This is a genomic window from Actinokineospora auranticolor (genome assembly GCF_041897805.1).
In the GTDB taxonomy this organism is placed as follows: Bacteria; Actinomycetota; Actinomycetes; order Mycobacteriales; family Pseudonocardiaceae; genus Actinokineospora; species Actinokineospora auranticolor.
Window position 1 is genome coordinate 8,019,032 of the sequence record NZ_CP154825.1, and the last position, 19,018, is coordinate 8,038,049.

The window sequence follows — 19,018 nt, forward strand, 5'->3', positions numbered from 1 at the left end:
CGTAGGCTACCGGCGTGCGGATCGAGATCGCCGATGCGGAGTTGCTGCGCGAACACCGCGACAACGGGCATGACCTGCGCAATGTGACCTTGTCGACCCTCGACCTGACCGATCCGGCGGACGACGAGCTGCTGCGGACGGCCCTCGACGGTGCCCTCTTCCTGGGGTGCACGCTGCGGCCTGAGACCCAGCGGCGCGCGCACGCGGCGGGGGCGCTGCTGTTCCCGATCGTGCCCGGGCTGCCCTACGAGGTCTATCGATCGCGGCTCTACACCTGCGCCGAGCTGTTCGACGGCTTCGAACCGGCCCGCCCGGAGTCCTACGCGGACACCCCCGACGCGCGGATCTACCAGCACGCTCTGGCCCAGGGTGCCCGTCCGGACCCGCTGCACGCGCTGGCCGAGCGGCTGCACGACCACAGCATCTCCGAGGCGTTGGACGACGTGCTGACCGGTAGGCCCGTCGCGGTCATGGGCGGGCACGCGCTCACCCGCGACTCAGACCGCTACCGCGGCGCTGTCGAGCTGGGCGTGCTGCTGGGCAAGGCCGGGTTCACCGTGTTGACCGGTGGCGGCCCCGGCGCGATGGAGGCGGTGCCGCTCGGCGTCCGACTGGGCGACCGGTCCGGTGTGGACGAGGTGCTGGCGGGCCTGGCCACCGCGCCCCGGTTCGCCAGCGGCTCGACCGTGGACGCCGCCGAGATCGGCCGCTGGATCGCCGCGGGTCTCGCGGTGGACCTGCCGGTTGGCGAGAAACCGCGCACCATCGGCATTCCCACCTGGTTCTTCGGCCACGAGCCGCCAAACCCGTTCTGCGAGTTGCACGCGAAGTACTTCGCCAACTCGGTCCGCGAAGAGGGCCTGCTGACCGTCGCGACCGGGGGCATCGTCTACACACCGGGCAGCGCCGGGACGGTGCAGGAGGTCTTCCAGGACTACACCCAGAACCACTACGGCTCGGTCGGCCCCGCGGCGCCCATGGTGTTCCTCGGGCACCGGTTCTGGACCGAGGAGGTCCCGGCGGCGTCGTTGGTGCGCAAGCTCGCCCGGGGACGTCCGGCCGAGCAGTGGGTGATGGTCACCGACGACGCCGCGGAAGCGGTGGAGTTCCTGGTCTCGTACGCGTCAGTCCAGTAGACCGGCGCGTTGGGCCAAGACGGCGGCGGTAACCCGGTTGGCGCAACCCGTCGCCGCGAGGATTTCCGACACGTAGCCGCGCACGGTGGAATCGGACAACCGCAGCTCTTCGGCGATCTCGCCGTTGCTGCGCCCCATGCCGACCAGCCGCAGCACGTCGCGCAGGCGCGCGGACAGCCGCGCGACCTCGGCGGCGGCGCCGATCCGGTCGAGGTGGTGGGTGGCCAAGTGGCCCATCAGGTCGTTGGTCAACGCGGGGTCCAGAACCGCGCCACCGTTGGCCGCGACCCGCACGGCGCGCACCAGTTCGGCGGGCTCGATGTGCTTGAGCAGGAAACCCTTCGCACCCAGTCGGAGGGCCGTGGCCACGGCCTGGTCCGCGTGGAAGGTGGTCAGCACCACGACGGCCGGGACCCGCACCTGTCTGCGGAGTTCCCGGAGGGTATCGAGGCCGTCCATGCGCGGCATCCGCAGGTCGAGCAGCAGTACGTCGAGTTCCTTGGTGCGCACCAACTCCAGCGCCTCCGCGCCGTCCGCGCCCTCGGCGACCACCTCGACGTCCGCTGCCGCGCCCAGGATCTTGCTCACGAACGAGCGCGCCATCGGTTCGTCGTCCACGACGCCGACCCGGATCGTCCCCCGCTCGACCGCGGTTGTGTCGAACTCGGTCTGTGTTGTCACTTCTTCGCCCCTTCCAACCCGCCCACGGGGCGTATGCAAGCACAGGAATGCGGGGCAGAACAGGGAATGTGGCGTCAACCCGACGATCGTCGGGGCAAAGGCCGCTCGTTCGGTCTATCGCGCGAGACCATCTACTACTTGTGCGGTGGGCAGCGCGGCCAAGAGGTCGCCGGGGACGAAGAGCTTGCTGCCGCGGATACCGCTGCCGATGACGAGCTCGGGCGCCGCGGCGACGGCCGCGTCGATGTAGAGGGGCCAGTCGGCGGGCAGACCGACGGGGGTGATCCCGCCGTAGGCCATCCCGCTCTGCTCCACCGCGCGGTCCATGGGCGCGAAGGACGCCTTGCGGACGTCCAGCAGCTTGCGCAGCACCCCGTTGACGTCGGCGCGCGTGGTGGCGAGCACCAGGCAGGCGGCGAGCCGCTCCTCACCGCCGCGTTTGCCCAGCACGACCACGCAGTTGGCCGACGCGCTCAGCGACGAGCCGTAGTGCTCGCAGAACGCGGCCGTGTCGGCGAGCTCGGGGTCGATCTCGGCGACGCCGATGCGCGTGGCGTCGAGGTCGGTGATCGCCTTGGCGACGGGCTCGGCCAGCAGTTCGGGGTGCTCGGCTGCGGGCAAGACGGTCAGGGTTCCGGCGATGGTCCACGTCACCCGCCCGAGGATAGCGTTTACCGACCGAGGAAGTCCGTGAGCAGCGCACGGAGCTCCCTGCGGTGCGTGACCATGGGTGCCGGAGAGTCGAAACGGACCAATCGCGCCGTAGGTAGCGCTCCCACGACCTCTTCGGCGGTCTCCGTCGGGTGCAGCAAATCGCCCATCGCGGCGACTACGAGGACATCGGCATCGACCTGTTCCAGCGTGGCCGGGTCCGGCACCGGTACTTGGCGGGCAACCGCGTGCAGGGCGGGGCCTAGGCGCAAGAGGGCGTCGGTGCGTTCGTCCACGTATGTGTCGAGACCGGCGGGTGCCCCTGCGGCGACAAGCGCGCGGAGTCTGCCCCTGTCGCCTGCCTCGGCTGCGGTGGACATCTCCAGCACAAGGTCGGCGGATTCGGCTTGTCGCGGCTTGGACAGCGCCGCAGGCAACATCAGCACTACCCGGTCGAGGGCGTGCGGTGTGGTCGACAGCAGCGCGCACAACGCCGCCGCGCCCAACGAGACGCCCACGGCCTGCCGGACGCCTTCCAACGCCGGAGCGATGTCCGCGGCGATGGTCGGATAGGTCCAGTAGTCCGGGGACGCGTCGGGAGCGTCGGCGTGCGAGGGCAAGGTCAGCACGATCCGCGTACCCGGCAACCCCGACGCGGGGATTCGCGCTTCCCCGGCGGTGGCACCCAGACCAGGAACGATTACCGTGCGTGGTTCACCGGCCCCGTTGGCCCGGGACATCACCACCGCTGGCCGCGCTGCACCTCGATCAGGCGGGGCCGCACGTCAACGATGTAGACCAGGGCTGCGACCAGACCGGCCATCCAGAAGATCCAGCCGGTGCCCGCGAAGCTGAACAGGAACAGCGCGGCGGTGGCGCCCGCGGTGATCCCCACCCAGGCGGGCTTGGTCATGCGCTCGGCGGCGGAGTACGCGTCCGGTCGCTGCAGCAGCGCGTGGATGAGGGCGAAGACCGCGACGGGGACCGCGGCCCAGTCGATAACCTTCAGGATCCCGTACGCGAGCGGTGGCACCCCGACAGCCTACGTGCGATATGGGCGGTTCCACCACAAGACCCCGCGCACTCACACTCAGGAGTGCACGGGGCCAAGTCGTTCACTCGGAAGTCGGCTTCGCCGGGGCCTTCCGCACCGTGGGCTTGCGAGCAGCCTTGTCCGCCTTGTCCGCGACCCGCTCCGTAGTGGCGCGAATCTCGGTGGCGACCTCGTCGCCCGCGTCGAGCACGGTCTCCGCCACCTCGGCGGCGGCGTCCTCGGCGGCGGTGGCGGTCTTCTCACCGGCCTCACGGGTCTTGCGGGTCACCTTGGTGAAGATCTCCTCGGCCAGGGTCCGAGCGTCGCCCGCCGCGTCGCCGACCCGGCTCTGAGCGGCCTCAATGGCCTCTTCCAGCTTCTTGACCTGCGGCTGCGACCGCAGCTTGCCCAGCGCGTCCTCGCCGTGCTCGGCGAGCTGCTGGTAGAGCCGGACCGCCGCGCCGGTGTACTCGTCGATGAGCCTGCGCAGCTCGGCCGGGTCGAAGCGGTCGCGCAGGCCGCCGATGTCGGTGGGCAGGTCGCCGCGGGTGGCCTCGGCGCGCGCCTTGGCCTTGCCGACCGCGTCCAGCACGGCCTTCGCGGCCAGGTCGCCCGCGCCCAGCGCGGCGAGCAGCGGGGTGCGGGCCTGCTCCAGCGCGGTGTGCACCAGGTCACCCGCGCGGCGGGTGTCACCGTCGGTCGGCAGGGTCTTCTGGGTCATCGTCTTCACTCCTCGGTTGAGCTCGCCCGGTGTCCACAGTGGAAGTCGCGGACCGGGTGGCGGAGTTCTCGCGGCGGAAGGACTCGTAGATGTCCAGAAGCACCTGCTTCTGCCGCTCGGTCAGGTCTGGGTCGGCGCGCACGGCGTCCGTGATCGGCCCCCCGGTCGGGAGGTCGAGGATCCCCGCTTGCACGTACAGCGCCTCGGCCGAGATCCGCAGCCCCTTGGCGATCTGCTGCAGGATCTCCGCGCTCGGCCTGCGCAGGCCGCGTTCGATCTGGCTGAGGTACGGGTTGGAGACACCCGCGAGCCTCGCCAGCTGGCGCACCGAGATCTTGGCGTGGTTGCGCTGCTGCTTGATGTACTCGCCGATGTCGCGCCCGAGGCCCGCGACCCTGTCCATCGGGCTGCTCTCACCGGGTTCGTCCATCGGCCCTCCTCGTCCCACCACCAACGGTACGCCCGCGTGCTAGCTCCTGCAAGCAGAGTGCTTGCACGTATTCCGGTGGGACCGATCACACGGCGCGGGCATGATTCGGCACATGTCGATCGAACGTTTGATGCCGCCCACGACCACGACCGAACGCGAGACCCTCCGGGGCTACCTCGATTTCCAACGCGCGACCTTGGCGCTGAAGTGCGACGGGCTCGACGACGAGCAGCTGCGACAGCAGGCGTCGCCACCGTCGACGTTGTCGCTGCTGGGGCTACTACGACACATGGCCGAGGTGGAGCGCGTCTGGTTCCGATTGGTCGTGAACCGCGAAGACGTGCCACGAGTGTGGTCGGACACCGGAGACTTCCAGGCCGCGTTCAACACCGACGGGGCGACAGCGCATGAGGCCTACGCGGCGTGGGAGCGGGAGATCGAGCACGCACGGCGGATCGAGGCGACGGTCGATTCGCTCGACAACGTCTACCGGTACGAGCGGCGCGACATGGATATCTCGCTGCGCGCGGTAATGATGCACATGATCGGGGAGTACGCGCGCCACAACGGGCACGCCGACCTGCTGCGCGAGGCGGTCGACGGCACCGTCGGCCCGTGAACCACTAGAGGCGCGATAGGACCCACTCGACCACCGCGTCCACGGTTTCCTCTACCGGTGCGTCGGTGGTGTCGAGGAGGGTCATCGGCGGGGTCGTCTGGGTGGACTTCACCCACGCGTTGAACGCGAGCATGTCGGTGATGCGCTGCTCGTCGTCCCACCCGCGCCACGCGGGGCGCGCGCGCAACCGCGCGGCCAAGACGTCATCGTCCGCCACCAAGGCCAGGTAGTGGATCTCGGAGAAGAGGACCCGTTCCGGGCGCTGCTCGAACTGCGGGGGCGCGACCGTGCCGCACAACACCGTCGGGCGGCCGTTCTGGTTGACCATCGCGGCCGTGCGCAGCCAGGTCTGGCGGAACGCGGCGTAGTCGTCATACGGGTCCCGCAGCGCGCCGACCCAGAGGACGTCCTGCTCCAGCACGACGGCGCGGTCGGACAGGCGCGCGCAGAGCCTGCGGCACACGGTGGACTTGCCGGTGCCGCTCGGTCCGGTCAGGGCGAACACCGGGAGTCTGGCGAACGGCTCCCGGTGCCCGCAGAACCCGCAGACCAGGACAGGCCCGTCGACCCGAGGCTCGTCGGCCCACTCACCGCAGGCCGCGCAGATCATCGGGTTCAACGGATCAGTCGAAGAGGTCTTCGAGGAAGCTCTTACGGCGCTTCTTGTGCCCGTGCCCGTAGTGGCCCTGGTGGCCGTACCCGGGGGGCGAGTCGCGGTACCCAGGCGGGGAGTCGTGGTAGCTGTGCGCGGCGTACCCCTGCGGCGGGTAGGGCGCCGGAGGCGGCGGCGGGTACCCGGCCGCGGGCGGCGGTGCGCCCTGGTACGGCGGCGGGGGCGTGTAGTGGCGCTGCTCGGCTGCGGCGATCTGCTCAAGCTCACCACGGTCGAGGAAGATTCCCCGACATCCATCGCACTGGTCGATGTGCACGCCGAGGCGGTCGACGGTGCGCATCGTGTTTTGGCACTTCGGACAAATCACTCCGTAAGCCTACGCAGATAACCGTGCGCATGTCGGCATGGTTGCCACAACTACATCTCGACGCATTGTTGTAGGCAGTGTGCACATGGCAGGCCGCTCTGGGCTTACCTAACGTGATCAACCATGACTAGTGGCCCGGATCACAACGACGGCCTGCGCGGGCGTACCGCGCTGGTGACCGGCGGTGCGAGCGGCATCGGCCGGGCGTGCGTGCTCGCCCTGGCGGGGGCAGGCGCGGAGGTGCACGTGGTCGATCGGTCAGGGGACGCGGCGGAGGAAGTGGCCGCCTCGGTCGGCGGTCACGCGCATGTGGTCGACCTGGCGGACCAAGCCTCGGTGGACGCGCTGCCCGCCGAGGTGGACGTGCTGGTCAACAACGCCGGTATCCAGCACGTGGCGCCGCTGCACGAGTTCCCGGTGGAGCGGTTCGACCTCATCCAGCGGGTGATGGTCACCGCACCGTTCCTGCTGATGCGCCGCTGCCTGCCGCACATGTACGCGCGGGAGTGGGGACGGATCGTGAACATCTCCAGCGTCCACGGCCTGCGGGCCAGCGCGTACAAGGCCGCCTACGTGGCCGCCAAGCACGCGGTGGAGGGCCTGTCCAAGGTCGCCGCCGTGGAGGGCGCGCCGCACGGGGTGACGAGCAACTGCGTCAGTCCCGGGTACGTGCGCACCCCGCTGGTCGAGGCCCAGATCGCCGACCAGGCCGCCGCGCACGGCATCGACCCCGACGAGGTCGTCGAACAGGTGCTGCTCGACCGCGCCCCGATCCGGCGGTTGATCGCCCCGGAAGACGTCGCCGACCTCGTGCTCTGGCTGTGCGGCAGGCACGCGGCCCACGTCACCGGCGCCTCGCTGCCGGTCGACGGCGGCTGGACCGCCAACTGACCCCCTTTCGCGACAGGAGACCGCCATGCCCCGGCCGTTCATGCGCATCGTCGCCGCGAGCCTGATCGGTACCACCGTCGAGTGGTACGACTTCTTCCTCTACACCTCCGCCGCCGCGCTGGTGTTCAACAAGCTCTTCTTCCCGTCAGCCGATCCGCTGACCGGAACGCTCTTGGCGTTCCTGACCTACGCGATCGGCTTCTTGGCGCGCCCCATCGGTGGGCTCGTGTTCGGCCACTACGGCGACAAACTGGGCCGCAAGCGCTTGCTGGTGCTGAGTCTCCTGCTGATGGGTGGCTCCACGTTCGCCATGGGCCTCTTACCGACCTACGCAGCCCTAGGCGTCGGCGCGCCTCTTCTGCTTACCGCGCTGCGGTTGGTCCAAGGGTTCGCCCTTGGCGGTGAGTGGGGTGGAGCGGTGCTGATCGTCTCGGAGCACGGTGAGCCCGAGCGGCGTGGGTTCTGGGCTTCGTGGCCGCAGTGCGGCGCCCCGGGCGGCAACCTGCTGGCCACTGGCGTCCTGGCGGTGCTGGCCGCGACGCAGTCCGACGAGCAGTTCCTGGCCTGGGGTTGGCGCGTGCCGTTCCTGCTGTCGGGTGTCCTGGTGGTCATCGGCCTCTGGATCCGGCTGGCGGTGACCGAGTCCCCGGTGTTCTTGGCCGCGAAGAAGCGGGAGACGCCCCACGTGCCGGTGGTGGAACTCTTCCACGGCGGGTGGCGTCAGGTTCTCGTCACCATCGGTGCGCGCATGGCGGAGAACGTGTCCTACTACGTGATCACCGCGTTCATCCTCGTGTACGTGACAACCGGCTTGGGGTTGTCCAAGACCGTGGGCCTCAACGCGGTGATGATCGGTTCGGCGGTGCACTTCGCCTGCATTCCGCTGTGGGGCGCGTTGTCGGACAAGCTGGGCCGCAGGCCGGTGTACCTGTTCGGGGCGGTCTCGATGGCGGTGTGGTCGTTCGTCTTCTTCGCCATGCTCGACACGCGCTCACCCGGTGTGATCATTCTGGCGGCGACCGTGGGGTTGGTACTGCACGGGGCGATGTACGGACCGCAAGCCGCGTTCTTCTCCGAGCAGTTCCCCACCCGCGTGCGGTACACGGGCCTGTCGGTAGGCGGACAACTATCGTCCATCGCTGCTGGCGCAGTTGCCCCTCTTATCGCTACCGCACTGTTCCAGCGGTACAACAGCACCATGCCGGTATCGCTCTACCTGGTGGCAATGTGCGCACTCACGGTCATCGCCGTCCTAGCGGCGCGGGAAACGCGTGGACAGTCGCTTGAGGACTCGACCGAACGCATTCCCGCCACGCGGTAAGACGCATATGCGCGGTTCACGGTGGCGGGTGCGACCATGACCCCGTGAAGGCCCACGACGCGGTGCGTGAACTGCTCGGCCTGCTCGCCGCCGGGGCGAGCGGGGAGCGGCTGGCACAGGTCCAGGCCACGGCCAAGGCGGCCGGGCTGGGTGCCGATGAGTTGGCGGTGCTCGACGAGGCGGCCGCGGACGCGCTGCGGGTCCGCCGCCGGATGACCGGGCACCGCAGGCGCGAGGCCGAGCTGTCGGCGCTGTTCGAGACGGCGGGTGACCTGGCCCGGCTCCGGGACACCGACGCCGTGCTGCGCTCGATCGTGCGCCGCGCCCGGATGCTGCTCGGCGTCGACGTGTCGTACCTGACGCTCAACGACGACCACGCGGGCAAGACCTACATGCGGGTCACTGAGGGCTCGGCGTCGGCACTGTTCCAGCAGGTAACACTGGGCATGGGCGAGGGGCTGGGCGGTCTGGTGGCGCAGACCGCGCGCCCCTACGCGACCCGCGACTACTTCGCCGACGCGCGGTTCCGGCACACGGTGCCCATCGACTCGTCGGTGCACGACGAGGGCCTGACCGCGATCCTGGGCGTCCCGCTGGCCATGGGCGGCACGGTGATCGGGGTGCTCTTCGCCGCCGACCGCGTGGCCCGTGACTTCTCCCCCGACGAGGTGGCGCTGCTGTCGTCGCTGGCCGACCACGCCGCGATCGCCATCGACAACGCCCGCCTGCTCGACGAGACCCGCGCCGCCAACGCCACGATCAGCGCGCACAACGAGGCCATGCGCCGCTCCGAGGAAGCCCACGACAAGCTCATGGACCTCGTGCTGCGCGGCGGTGACCTGCCGGACGTGGCCGCTGCGGTCGCCGAGGTCCTGCGCGGCGGTATCGCGGTCCACGACGCGACAGGTGTGGAACTGGCCGGGGTCGGCGATGAGGCCCCACCACCGTCGGATGAGGCCGTGGCCTCCGCCCGGGCTTCCGGGCGCGCGGTGGCCACAACGGGCACCTGGGTTTGCGCGGTACAGGCGGGCCAAGAGTTGCTGGGGAGCCTGGTCTTGACCGGAAGGGCGGACTTGGCGGACGCGGACCGTCGCCTCTTCGAGCGCGCGGGCGTGGTCACCGCGTTGTTGTTGATGCTGCGGCGGTCGGTTGCCCAAGCCGAGGACGAGGTTCGCGGTGAGTTGTTGGCCGACCTGCTGACCACGCCGAACCGCAACCCGGCCGCCTTGGTGCTGCGCGGGCGCAGGCTCGGGGTCGACCTCACCGAGCCGCACGCGGTGCTGGTGGCGGCAGCCGACGAGGTGCCGAGGCGGCGCTTGGCCGCGGCGGCCGTCCGGTTCGCCGACCTGGTCGGGGTGCACGCCGACCAGGTGGTGTTGTTGGCGCGCACGGAGAACCCGGGCGAGCTGGCCGCCAAGATCGCCGCCAGCCTGACCGCCACCATGGACGCGCCGGTGACCGTCGGGGCGGCCGGACCGGTGTCCGAAGTGGACGGCTTCGCGGCGGCGCACGCCGAGGCCGCCCGGTGCGCGCGATCCCTGCTCGCCCTGGGCCGGGCCGGGCACGGCGGGGCGATCTCGGAGCTCGGGTTCGTCGGTCTGCTGCTCGGCGACGCGGACCTAGAGGGCTACGTGCACGCCACCATCGGGCCGGTGCTGGAATACGACGACCGCCGGGGTACTGAACTGTTGCGGACCCTCGAGGCGTATTTCCACACCGGCGCCAACCTGACCCGAGCCAAAGACGTCCTGCATGTGCACGTGAATACGGTGGTGCAGCGGCTCGAACGCATCGGTTCCCTGCTCGGCGCGGACTGGCAGGGCCAGGAGCGGTCCCTGGAAATCCAACTCGCCCTTCGGCTGTTCCGGCTTACTTCTACGTAGTCAGGTGAATTCGGTGGCGGAGCGGCGGGCGCTGGGCTAATGCTGGAGGGGTGCACGAGGTTCTCGAAGAGCTGGGCGTCCGCGCGGACCTGCTCGCACCCCAGCAGCTGGGGGAACTCGACGAACTCGGCTACTGCCGCTTCGACGACTTCCTCACCACCGACCAGGTCGGCGTGGCGCTGGGTGAGATCGAGGCCCTGCTGGCCGCGGCGGGCGCGCGGGGCGGCACGCTGCACCTGAAGGACCTGCTGGAGTCCGGCGAGGTGTTCGACCCGCTGTGGTTGCGCCCGCAGCTGCTCGCCGCGGTGCGGCACCTGCTCGGACCGGAGTTCCGGATCAGCGCCATGCACTACCGCGCGGGGCGGCCGGGCCTCGGCGGCCAAGAACAGCAAACGGACACGGCGGAGGCCACCGGCCCGGGTCGGTGGCGGGTCTGCAACGTCATCGTGGCCTTGGCGGACTTCACCACCGAGAACGGTGCCACGCGCGTGGTGCCCGGTTCGCACCTGGACTACGGTTTCGTGCCACCGCGCGGGCACGAGGACCACCCGGAGCAGGTGCTGCTGCTGGGCCGGGCGGGGACGGCCTGGCTGGTCAACTCGCACCTGTGGCACTCCGGTACGGCGAACCGCTCCTCGACCACCCGGCACGCCGTGCTCACCGGGTTCAACCGGCGCTGCGGCACAACGGCCTACGACGTCCAGCCGTCGGACGCGACCATCGAGCGACTGGGAAGCGCGGCGTACCTGCTGGTGTAAATCGCCCGATCGGGTGCTGTGGATAACTTCCAACGCGCTTCCCCGAATCCTGTCACCGTGTGCTTGTCCGAAAACGGAGGCACACCATGCACGCTCCCCACATCCACTGTGGACTTCCCCGCGCCCTGATCGTTCTGCTGTGGACGGTCGCGTTGACCTGCTCCGGTGCCGGAGGTCGACCCCCAGACGACCTCCGGCACCCCCTACTCGGTGCGCAGCGATTCGAGCCTGGTGGCACTGCGCAGGAAGGGCAGGGTCAACAGGGAGACCAGCAGCACCAGGGCCGCGGCGGCGCCGGTCATGACCCCGATGGTCAGCCAGTCGAGGATCACCGGACCGTCGACGATCTGCGCGGTCAGCGCGGCCAAGGTGACACCGACCCCCACGGCGACCACCACCCCGAGGCCGATGGGCAGCGCGATCTGCCACAGCAGGGACCGGGCGATCACCCCGTTGGGCACGCCACCGGCGGCGAGCACCGCCAGCGGCCGCCTGCGCTCGCGGATGTGCTCCACAGCCAGCACCAGCAGGCTGACGCCCGCCAGCAGCAGGGTGAACACCGACCCGATCAGCAGGCCGGTGCGGATGGTCAGGTAGGTCTCCTGGTCGTCCCGCAGGAAGGACGCCCGGCGTTCGTAGACCGAGACCTGCCACCCCAACGGGCCGAGAGCGGCGCGGATGCGGTCAGTGGCGTCAGTGGCGTTCGGGTCGGGAAGGGCGTAAAAGCCGACCTGGTCCCGTGTGCGGGGCGCGTCGGGCATGGCGGCACGGGTGATCAAGAGCGCGGGGAACTCCTGGTTGACCCTGGCCGCGAAGGATACGCGCTCGACCGGCACCGGCACGGTCCACCGGATGCGGCTGACAGCGCGCTCCTTGCTGTCGGTGGACAGGACGGCAACCTCCTTCCCCTGTTCCAGGCCGGTGATGTCCAACCCCGGCTGGGCGTAGATGTGGCCGTCGACGCAGCCGTGGAACCCGTAGACCGCCGCGACGATGGAGCAGTCCACGACCTGGGTGTAGCTGTGCGTCAAGCCGGGGATTTGCACGTCCACGGTGTCGGCCCTGCTCCACGCGTGCGCGCTGGGCGTGGCGGCCAGCGCCTTCTCCACCTCGGGTGCCACCTGCCCGACGGCGGAGACGGAGAGCACGGTGCTCTCGCCATCCCACGTCGAACCGGAAAAGGATCGGATCCGCGCTTGGGAGAGCAACATGGCCTGCAAGGCGATCGCGCCCGCGAGCACCACTACGACCCCGCTGACCACCCGGGAGGACGTGCCGCTGTCGAGCTGGAGCCTGCGCACCGCCAGCTGCCAGGAAGTGCTGCCCCCGCGCAGTCCGCGCACGGTCCGCTCCACCACCCAGGGCAGCAGAGCGGGCACACCCAGCAGGAGAAGGGTGACACCGGTCGCCACGAGCACCGACCACACCCACGTGTTGTCCAGGAACTCGCCGCCGCGCCACAGCAGCAGCAACACGCCCACCGCGATCATGGCGAGCCGCCAGGCGATTCGCCTGTTCACCGGCGTACTGCGACGCACCACCCCGAGCGGTTCGATGATGGTGCGCCGCAACGCGAACTGAGCGGCGAACACCGCGAGCACCGGGGCGGAGAGCACCACCAACACGGCGAGCCACCACACCGGCACGATGTCGGAGGAGTAGACGCTGGAACCCATCAGGCTGATCCCACCCGCGACCTCGCGGCCCAGCAGGAACAACCCGCCCCCGAGGGCGAGTCCGGCCCCGGCGCTGACCAACGACTCGGCGGCGGCGATGCGGCGCACCTGCCGATCGCCCGCGCCCGCCAACCGCAGCGCCGAGAGCCGCCGGTCCCGCTCGGCACCGGCGATGCGGGTGCTGGACACCAGGAAGATGAACACCGGGACCAGGATGGCGATCGTGCCGAGCAACAACAGCAACAACAGCCCGGCGTCCATATAGGCGACGTGCGACCCCTGCCTGAACCCGTAGGCGGTCTGGGTCGCCCCGACTTCCCTGGCGGGCAGGTCGTCCGCGCCGAGGTAGGCCTGAGCCTTCAACGGGTCCTTGATCCCGGCGCGGTCGATGACTCCCGCGATCCGTTGGGGAAACCGCTCTCGCAACAGGGGGTCGGCCAAGAGGTCAGCCATCGCTGGGGAGACGAACATCTCGTCGGTCCCCGGCAGCCGCGGAATGCCGATCGGCACGGGCGAGGTCGCGCCGAAGGCTTGCAGGTAAGTCACCCCGATACGGGTACTGCGGAACTCGGTGCTCGTCTCCATGTACCGAGTCGGCGCCACCCCCGCGACCGGGAGGTAGATCGGCTGGTTGGCCGTGGCGCGGACGTCGCGGGCGTCGAGGATCGGTCCGACCGACGACGCCAACAGCAGCACGGCCACCGCGAGGCCGATGCCGATGGTGCTGAGCACGAAGCGGGCCAACGCGGTCCGACCACCCCCGACGGCCAGTCGGACCCCGATGGCCAGGTCGTTGAGCCAAGACCTCACGAGACGAGCTCCACCTGGCGGGTGCGGCCGTCGCGCACCACGACCTCCCGGTCCGAATACGCCGCGACCCGAGCCTCGTGGGTGACCAGCACGACGGACGCACCGGTCTCCCGAGCCGAGTCGACGAGCAACCGCATCACCTGCTCGCCGTTGAACGAGTCCAGCGCCCCCGTCGGCTCGTCGGCGAAGACGACCTTGGGCTCGGTCACCAACGCACGGGCGATCGCCACCCGCTGGGCCTGGCCGCCGGACACCTCTCCGGGTCGCTTGCCGCCCAGGTGGTCCACCTCCAACCGGGCCATCCACTCCAGCGCCTTGGCCTCGGCCTGCTTGCGCCGGGTCCCGCCCAACCGCATGGGGAGCGCGACGTTCTCCACGCACGACAACTCGGGAACCAACTGTCCGAATTGGAAGACGAAACCGAACGCGCCGCGCCGCAGCGCGCTGCGGTCGCGGTCCCTCATGGCCGCGAGGTCTTGGCCGTCGAACGTCACGGTCCCGGAGTCGGGGGCGACGATCCCGGCCAGGCAGTGCAGCAACGTCGACTTGCCCGAGCCCGAGGGGCCCATCACCGCGACGATCTCCCCCCGGCGCACCATCAGTCCCGCGCCGTCCAACGCGGGCGTCGGCCCGAAGGACTTCCGTAGCTCACTGCCGACCAGCAGGGTGTCGTCATCCCGCTCTGCCATTGCCTTGCTCCCCACCGCGTCCAAGACCCATGAACTCGCCCGTCAACATCCCCCGCCCCACCTGGCCGCGCATCGTCCGATCGGCCAGGGTTCCCCACCGTCCGGCGGGGGTCACCCGGTGAACTGCCCACCGAGCTCGGACAGGCGGGCCGCGGTCAGTTCCAGCCAGCGCAGGTCCGCTTCCAGGTGGAACAGGGCGTGGTCACAGATGAGCTGGTCGGTGAGGTCACCGCCCTGCTTGCGCGAGGTCAGCTCGCGCATCGACTTGAGGTGCGCGGTGCGCTGGGCGTCCAGCACCTCGTTGGCGTCGCGACCGGACATCAGGGCCAGGACGACCTTGGTGTACATCGCGCTCTGCAGATAGGTCTGCGGGCTCTCTGGAGTCACCAGCCACTCCGACACGTCGGTGACACCCGCGTCCGTGATGGCGTAGCGCTTGCGTTCTGGACCCCCACCAGGTTCGACCCCGCTCTCCTCCACCAAGCCGTTGCGCAGCAGGCGGGAGAGGGTCGAGTAGACCTGCCCGTAGGCGAGCGGCCGGTCCTGGCCGAAGCGCTCGTCGTAGACGCGCTTGAGGTCGTAACCGTGCCTGGGACCGGTCTCCAGCAAGCCGAGCAACGCATGTCCGATTGACATAGGAGGACTGTACACCAGGTGTATACACATCAAGAATACTGACGGAGGTGACGTACCCGACTCAGACGCAGAGGCAGAACGGGTGACCGGCGGGGTCGGCGTAGACCCAGAAGGAGTTATGGGACTTGTCCAGCAGCCGGGCGCCCAGCCCGAAGGCGCGCTCGTGCGCCGCTTGGAGGTCGGCGACGTCGAAGTCCAGGTGGGCCATCTGCGGCAACTCCGGGGACGGCCAGGTCGGCGGGCGGTAGTCCGCGGCCTGCTGGAAGTCGAGGCGGGCGCCATCGCCCTTGATGGTGGCCCAGGAGTTGTCCGCGTTGACGTCGGTGTCCGACCAGTCGAGGAGGGCGGCGTAGAAGCCCGCGAGGGCGCGTGGGTCAGGGCAGTCCAGCACGGTCGTGCCCCACTTCGGGATGGCGGCGGTCATGGTCGTCCTCCTGTAACCAGTGAAAGGAGTATGAAGGTTAGTTCGACACGGAACAACCGGTATTCGCCCTACAGTGGTGTTGTGGTCAACACCGACCGGGATGTGGATCTGGTCCTCGACTTCCTCAACACCGTGGACGTCGAGTTGGCCACGGACATCCTGGGCGACCCGATCGGGTGGTCCAGGTGGCTGGCCGACCGCGGGCTCGGCGACGAGGACATGGTCCACGTCCGCGCGGTGCGCGACGGTCTGCGAGCGGTGGTCGGCGGCGCGCCCGCGCCCGCGCCACCTCCGGTTCCGGTGCGGGTCGAGCTTGTCGACGCCGCGCCGACGCTGGTGGCCGCCGAGGTCACCGGCGCGGTCCTGGCCGCCGCGTCCCGGCTGGTGGTGCTGGGCGAGTGGGCGCGGATGAAGATCTGCCCGGCCGACGCCTGCCAGTGGACCTTCTTCGACCGGTCACGCAACCGCTCGCGCACCTGGTGCTCGATGCGGGTCTGCGGCAACCGCGAGAAAGCCCGCACCTGGCGCGAGCGCGCCAAGGTCGTCGACTGACTCCCGTCGGCGGTTCGAAGTCGTGGGCTCGCGGCGACCGCCGCGGACGGGGTGAGTCTGGATGGCGGCGGGCTTGCGGCTGTCGCATGCCAGTGGAAGTCGTAAGCCGTGGGCATGGCGTGCTGTTGGACGACGCGCTGTTGGGACCGTGGCGGAGCCGTGGCCTGGCAGCGGCTGTCCGGCGGGTGGTGGCGACCGTTGGGGCGCCACCACCCGGTTGGGCGGCCTTGGGTGGCTGGCGGGGTCAGGCGATGAGTTGGGCGATGGTGTAGATCAGCAGGCCCGCGAGGGCACCGACGACGGTGCCGTTGATCCGGATGAACTGCAGGTCGCGGCCGACCTGGAGTTCGATCTTGCGGGAGGTCTCCTCAGCGTCCCAGCGCTGGACCGTGTCGGTGATCAGGGTGGTGATCTCGTCGCGGTAGTTGAGCACCAGGTAGGCAGCGGCGCCCTCGACCCAGGTGTCGGCCTTGGTGCGGGTGGCCTCGTCGGTGGCCAGGCGGTCGCCCAGGGTGGTCAGGCCCGCGCGGACGCGGGTGCGCAGTTCGCTGGACGGGTCCTCGGCCGCGTCGAGGAGCATCTTCTTGGCCGACGACCAGGCCGAGCCGATGACGGTCTTGACCTCGGGGTGCTCCAGGACCTGGTGCTTGACCTCCTCGGCGCGCGCCATGACCTTCGGGTCGTGCTGCAGGTCGGCGGCGAACTCGCCGAGGAACTTGTCCAGGGCGAGGCGCATGGGGTGGTTGACGTCGGTCTTGACTGCCCAGGCGAAGGACAGGACCTCGCCGTAGACCTTGTCGGCGACCAGGGAGTCGAAGAACTTCGGCGACCAGGACGGCGCGCGGTTGGACACGACCGACATGACCTGGTCGTAGTTCTCCTTGACCCAGTCGTAGCCGCGGTCGCACATCACGTCGACCAGCTTGTGGTGCGAGCCATCGGCGAAGACGCGTTCCAGCAGCTTGCCCAGCGGCGGGCCCCACGGCACGGCCATGACCCGGGAGACGACGGCCTGTTCGACGACGGCCTGCACGTCCTCGTCGCGCAGCACCGTCACCGCGCCGCGCACAACGGTGGCCAGCTCGGAGGTGACGCGTTCGGCGTTGTCCGGTTCGCGCAGCCAGGCGCCGAGCCGGGCGGAGACGCCGATCCGGCGCAGGCGCTCCCGCACCACCCCCTCGGAGAGGAAGTTGGCGCCGACGAACTCGCCGAGGCTGTCGCCCAGCACGTCCTTCTTAGTCGGGATGATCGCCGTGTGCGGGATGGGCAGGCCGAGCGGGCGGCGGAACAGCGCGGTCACGGCGAACCAGTCGGCCAGCGCGCCGACCATGCCCGCCTCGGCGGCGGCCTTGACGTAGCCGACCCAGCCCGGCGCGCCCGCCGACTGCCAGAGGGTGGTGGCCAGGAAGAGCGCGGTCGCCGCGCCGAGGAAGGCCAGGGCGACCAGCTTCATCCGCCGCAGCGCCCGCTGCTTCTGCTCCTGTCCGGGGACCGGTCCTAGTTGCTCCACGGTGCCATTCTCCGTGAGGATGCGAAGCCGTGCCCCCAACCAACCTCGTGCCGCGCCTCCAGCCGTTCACCTCGACGATCTTCGCGGAGATGACCGCGCTCGCCGTCCAGGCCGATGCCGTCAACCTGGGCCAGGGTTTCCCGGACACCGATGGCCCCGACGGCATGCTCGCCGCCGCCCGGGACGCCATCTCGGCCGGGGCGAACCAGTACCCGCCGGGTCCCGGGCTGCCGGAGCTGCGGGCGGCCATCGCGCGGCGGCGGACGAGGTTCGACACCGAGTTCGACCCGGACTCCGAGGTCCTGGTGACCGTCGGCGCCACCGAGGCCATCGCCGCGTCGCTGCTGGCGCTGGTCGAGGCCGGTGACGAGGTGGTCCTGTTCGAGCCGTACTACGACTCGTACGCCGCGTGCGTCGCGCTCGCGGGCGCGACCCGCAGGGTGGTGCCGCTGGCCGAGGAGGCGTCCGGTCGGTTCGGGCTCGACGTCGACGCCTTCCGCGCCGCGATCACGCCCCGGACCAAGGTGGTTCTGGTGAACACCCCGCACAACCCGACCGGCACCGTCTTCAGCCGCGCCGAGCTGACCGCGGTCGCCGAGGTGTGCCGGGAGCACGACCTGATCGCGATCACCGACGAGGTCTACGAGGACCTGCTGTTCGACGACCGCGAGCACGTGCCGCTGGGCTCGCTGCCGGGCATGGCCGAGCGGACGCTGACCATCTCCAGCGCGGGCAAGAGCTTCAACTGCACCGGCTGGAAGATCGGCTGGGTGTGCGGGCCCGCCGGACTGGTGGCCGCGGTGCGCGCCGCGAAGCAGTTCCTCACCTTCGCGGGCGGTACCCCCTTCCAGTCCGCCGTCGCGTACGCGCTGCGCGAGGAGGACGTCTGGGTCGAGGGGCTGCGGGCCTCGCTGGCGGACAAGCGGACCCGGCTCTCGGAAGGGCTGGCGAAGGCCGGGTTCGGGGTCCGCGCGGCCGAGGGCACCTACTTCGTGTGCGCGGACGTGCGCCCGCTCGGGTTCACCGACGGGCACGAGTTCTGCCGCGCGCTGCCGGGGCGGATCGGCGTGGCCGCCGTGCCGGTGCAGGTGTTCACCGACGACCCGGACCGCTGGCGCCACCTCGTGCGCTTCGCCTTCTGCAAGCGCGACGAGGTCCTGGACGAGGCGATCACCCGCCTGCACCGCCTGGCCTGAACCCGCCCCACCATCGAGCAAGGAGGCGCTACCCGACAGCGTTGTCGAGCCCCCGCGCCGCGAGCCGGCGGCCGCCGATCGGCAGTCCGGACAGGGCCCGCCTGACCGAGGCGGCCGATTCGGCAACGGCCGTCCTCGACCAGCACCCCGAGCTCGTCACGGGCAACGGTCCGGATCAGGGGTGGCAAAGCGCGGTACCGGCACGGCCGGACTCGTCCTCGACCCACACTCACCACGGGCAACGATCCGGACCTGGGTGGCAAAGCGCGGTTCGGCACGGCCGGAGTCGTCCTCGACCCGCACCCGAACCGATCACGGGCGACGGTCCGGATCGGCGTGGCAAATCGCGGTTCGACGCCGCCGAACTTGCCCTCGACCAGCACCCCGAACTCATCGCGGGCGACGGTCCGGTTCGGCGTGG

General features: G+C 70.2%; 21 protein-coding genes. 8 read left to right on the forward strand and 13 right to left on the reverse strand.

Going from position 1 to position 19,018, the window contains the following annotated elements:
- Positions 1 to 14: 14 nt before the first annotated feature.
- Positions 15 to 1,136, forward strand: coding sequence for an LOG family protein (locus tag V5P93_RS35130; protein ID WP_104481926.1), 1,122 nt, complete (start codon positions 15 to 17; stop codon positions 1,134 to 1,136).
- Here V5P93_RS35130 and V5P93_RS35135 read toward each other — a convergent pair.
- The 6 genes from V5P93_RS35135 to V5P93_RS35160 form a co-directional block, all read right to left on the reverse strand.
- Entirely contained in the window at positions 1,125 to 1,817 is a 693-nt protein-coding gene (locus V5P93_RS35135; RefSeq protein ID WP_245931609.1) for a response regulator transcription factor, read from the reverse strand. The genes V5P93_RS35130 and V5P93_RS35135 overlap by 12 nt on opposite strands.
- Positions 1,818 to 1,931: 114 nt before the next feature.
- Positions 1,932 to 2,471, reverse strand: coding sequence for a YbaK/EbsC family protein (locus V5P93_RS35140; RefSeq protein ID WP_104481925.1), 540 nt, complete (start codon positions 2,469 to 2,471; stop codon positions 1,932 to 1,934).
- Positions 2,472 to 2,488: 17 nt separating this feature from the next.
- The gene (locus V5P93_RS35145; protein WP_245931608.1) at positions 2,489 to 3,097 is read right to left on the reverse strand and encodes an alpha/beta hydrolase; all 609 of its coding nucleotides are present in this window, start codon (positions 3,095 to 3,097) and stop codon (positions 2,489 to 2,491) included.
- A 110-nt stretch (positions 3,098 to 3,207) separates the two neighbouring features.
- On the reverse strand, positions 3,208 to 3,501 hold the full coding sequence (locus V5P93_RS35150) for a DUF2516 family protein (protein ID WP_104481924.1): 294 nt from the start codon (positions 3,499 to 3,501) through the stop codon (positions 3,208 to 3,210).
- 82 nt (positions 3,502 to 3,583) lie between these two features.
- Positions 3,584 to 4,222 (reverse strand): hypothetical protein, encoded by a 639-nt coding sequence (locus tag V5P93_RS35155; protein ID WP_104481923.1) that lies wholly within the window; start codon positions 4,220 to 4,222, stop codon positions 3,584 to 3,586.
- Positions 4,191 to 4,652, reverse strand: coding sequence for a helix-turn-helix domain-containing protein (locus V5P93_RS35160; RefSeq protein WP_104481922.1), 462 nt, complete (start codon positions 4,650 to 4,652; stop codon positions 4,191 to 4,193). The genes V5P93_RS35155 and V5P93_RS35160 overlap by 32 nt, the downstream gene beginning before the upstream one ends.
- A gap of 112 nt (positions 4,653 to 4,764) precedes the next feature.
- Between V5P93_RS35160 and V5P93_RS35165 the strand changes: the two genes are divergently transcribed.
- On the forward strand, positions 4,765 to 5,271 hold the full coding sequence (locus V5P93_RS35165) for a DinB family protein (protein ID WP_104481921.1): 507 nt from the start codon (positions 4,765 to 4,767) through the stop codon (positions 5,269 to 5,271).
- Positions 5,272 to 5,275: 4 nt separating this feature from the next.
- Here V5P93_RS35165 and V5P93_RS35170 read toward each other — a convergent pair whose 3' ends face one another.
- Positions 5,276 to 5,881, reverse strand: a complete 606-nt coding sequence (locus V5P93_RS35170) for an AAA family ATPase (protein WP_104481920.1) — start codon at positions 5,879 to 5,881, stop codon at positions 5,276 to 5,278.
- A 13-nt stretch (positions 5,882 to 5,894) separates the two neighbouring features.
- A complete protein-coding gene (locus V5P93_RS35175) occupies positions 5,895 to 6,251 on the reverse strand; it encodes a zf-TFIIB domain-containing protein (protein ID WP_104481919.1) in 357 nt (118 codons plus the stop codon).
- Between the two features lie 123 nt (positions 6,252 to 6,374).
- Here V5P93_RS35175 and V5P93_RS35180 point away from each other — a divergent pair, with 123 nt between their 5' ends.
- The 4 genes from V5P93_RS35180 to V5P93_RS35195 are packed head-to-tail and all read left to right on the forward strand — an operon-like array spanning position 6,375 to position 11,104.
- The gene (locus tag V5P93_RS35180) at positions 6,375 to 7,142 is read left to right on the forward strand and encodes a 3-hydroxybutyrate dehydrogenase (protein ID WP_104481918.1); all 768 of its coding nucleotides are present in this window, start codon (positions 6,375 to 6,377) and stop codon (positions 7,140 to 7,142) included.
- 25 nt (positions 7,143 to 7,167) lie between these two features.
- Positions 7,168 to 8,463 carry an MFS transporter gene (locus V5P93_RS35185; protein ID WP_104481917.1) on the forward strand — a complete coding sequence of 432 codons (1,296 nt, stop codon included), beginning with the start codon at positions 7,168 to 7,170 and terminating at the stop codon, positions 8,461 to 8,463.
- Between the two features lie 44 nt (positions 8,464 to 8,507).
- On the forward strand, positions 8,508 to 10,346 hold the full coding sequence (locus V5P93_RS35190; protein WP_104481916.1) for a GAF domain-containing protein: 1,839 nt from the start codon (positions 8,508 to 8,510) through the stop codon (positions 10,344 to 10,346).
- A 50-nt stretch (positions 10,347 to 10,396) separates the two neighbouring features.
- Complete coding sequence (locus tag V5P93_RS35195) at positions 10,397 to 11,104, forward strand: phytanoyl-CoA dioxygenase family protein (RefSeq protein WP_181043770.1); 708 nt, start codon at positions 10,397 to 10,399, stop codon at positions 11,102 to 11,104.
- A gap of 203 nt (positions 11,105 to 11,307) precedes the next feature.
- On the opposite strand, the gene V5P93_RS35200 is transcribed toward V5P93_RS35195, so the two are convergent.
- From V5P93_RS35200 to V5P93_RS35215, 4 genes are all read right to left on the reverse strand, one after another.
- Entirely contained in the window at positions 11,308 to 13,590 is a 2,283-nt protein-coding gene (locus V5P93_RS35200; protein WP_104481914.1) for an FtsX-like permease family protein, read from the reverse strand.
- Entirely contained in the window at positions 13,587 to 14,279 is a 693-nt protein-coding gene (locus V5P93_RS35205) for an ABC transporter ATP-binding protein (RefSeq protein ID WP_104481913.1), read from the reverse strand. The genes V5P93_RS35200 and V5P93_RS35205 overlap by 4 nt, the downstream gene beginning before the upstream one ends.
- 111 nt (positions 14,280 to 14,390) lie before the next feature.
- The gene (locus V5P93_RS35210; protein WP_104481912.1) at positions 14,391 to 14,915 is read right to left on the reverse strand and encodes a PadR family transcriptional regulator; all 525 of its coding nucleotides are present in this window, start codon (positions 14,913 to 14,915) and stop codon (positions 14,391 to 14,393) included.
- A 61-nt stretch (positions 14,916 to 14,976) separates the two neighbouring features.
- The gene (locus V5P93_RS35215; RefSeq protein ID WP_104481911.1) at positions 14,977 to 15,339 is read right to left on the reverse strand and encodes a VOC family protein; all 363 of its coding nucleotides are present in this window, start codon (positions 15,337 to 15,339) and stop codon (positions 14,977 to 14,979) included.
- Between the two features lie 81 nt (positions 15,340 to 15,420).
- Between V5P93_RS35215 and V5P93_RS35220 the strand changes: the two genes are divergently transcribed.
- Complete coding sequence (locus V5P93_RS35220; protein WP_245931606.1) at positions 15,421 to 15,891, forward strand: CGNR zinc finger domain-containing protein; 471 nt, start codon at positions 15,421 to 15,423, stop codon at positions 15,889 to 15,891.
- 244 nt (positions 15,892 to 16,135) lie between these two features.
- Here V5P93_RS35220 and V5P93_RS35225 read toward each other — a convergent pair whose 3' ends face one another.
- Positions 16,136 to 17,344 (reverse strand): DUF445 domain-containing protein, encoded by a 1,209-nt coding sequence (locus V5P93_RS35225; RefSeq protein ID WP_104481909.1) that lies wholly within the window; start codon positions 17,342 to 17,344, stop codon positions 16,136 to 16,138.
- An 86-nt stretch (positions 17,345 to 17,430) separates the two neighbouring features.
- On the opposite strand from V5P93_RS35225, the gene V5P93_RS35230 reads away from it, so the two are divergent.
- The gene (locus tag V5P93_RS35230) at positions 17,431 to 18,597 is read left to right on the forward strand and encodes a pyridoxal phosphate-dependent aminotransferase (RefSeq protein ID WP_281261694.1); all 1,167 of its coding nucleotides are present in this window, start codon (positions 17,431 to 17,433) and stop codon (positions 18,595 to 18,597) included.
- Positions 18,598 to 19,018: the final 421 nt, after the last annotated feature.

Bases quoted from the DNA above. Each gene is read 5' to 3' on its own strand.
- V5P93_RS35160 (WP_104481922.1), bottom strand. From the start codon at position 4,652: ATGGACGAACCCGGTGAGAGCAGCCCGATGGACAGGGTCGCGGGCCTC.
- V5P93_RS35155 (WP_104481923.1), bottom strand. From the start codon at position 4,222: ATGACCCAGAAGACCCTGCCGACCGACGGTGACACCCGCCGCGCGGGT.
- V5P93_RS35180 (WP_104481918.1), top strand. From the start codon at position 6,375: ATGACTAGTGGCCCGGATCACAACGACGGCCTGCGCGGGCGTACCGCG.
- V5P93_RS35210 (WP_104481912.1), bottom strand. From the start codon at position 14,915: ATGTCAATCGGACATGCGTTGCTCGGCTTGCTGGAGACCGGTCCCAGG.
- V5P93_RS35165 (WP_104481921.1), top strand. From the start codon at position 4,765: ATGTCGATCGAACGTTTGATGCCGCCCACGACCACGACCGAACGCGAG.
- V5P93_RS35205 (WP_104481913.1), bottom strand. From the start codon at position 14,279: ATGGCAGAGCGGGATGACGACACCCTGCTGGTCGGCAGTGAGCTACGG.
- V5P93_RS35225 (WP_104481909.1), bottom strand. From the start codon at position 17,344: ATGAAGCTGGTCGCCCTGGCCTTCCTCGGCGCGGCGACCGCGCTCTTC.
- V5P93_RS35185 (WP_104481917.1), top strand. From the start codon at position 7,168: ATGCCCCGGCCGTTCATGCGCATCGTCGCCGCGAGCCTGATCGGTACC.
- V5P93_RS35170 (WP_104481920.1), bottom strand. From the start codon at position 5,881: ATGATCTGCGCGGCCTGCGGTGAGTGGGCCGACGAGCCTCGGGTCGAC.
- V5P93_RS35215 (WP_104481911.1), bottom strand. From the start codon at position 15,339: ATGACCGCCGCCATCCCGAAGTGGGGCACGACCGTGCTGGACTGCCCT.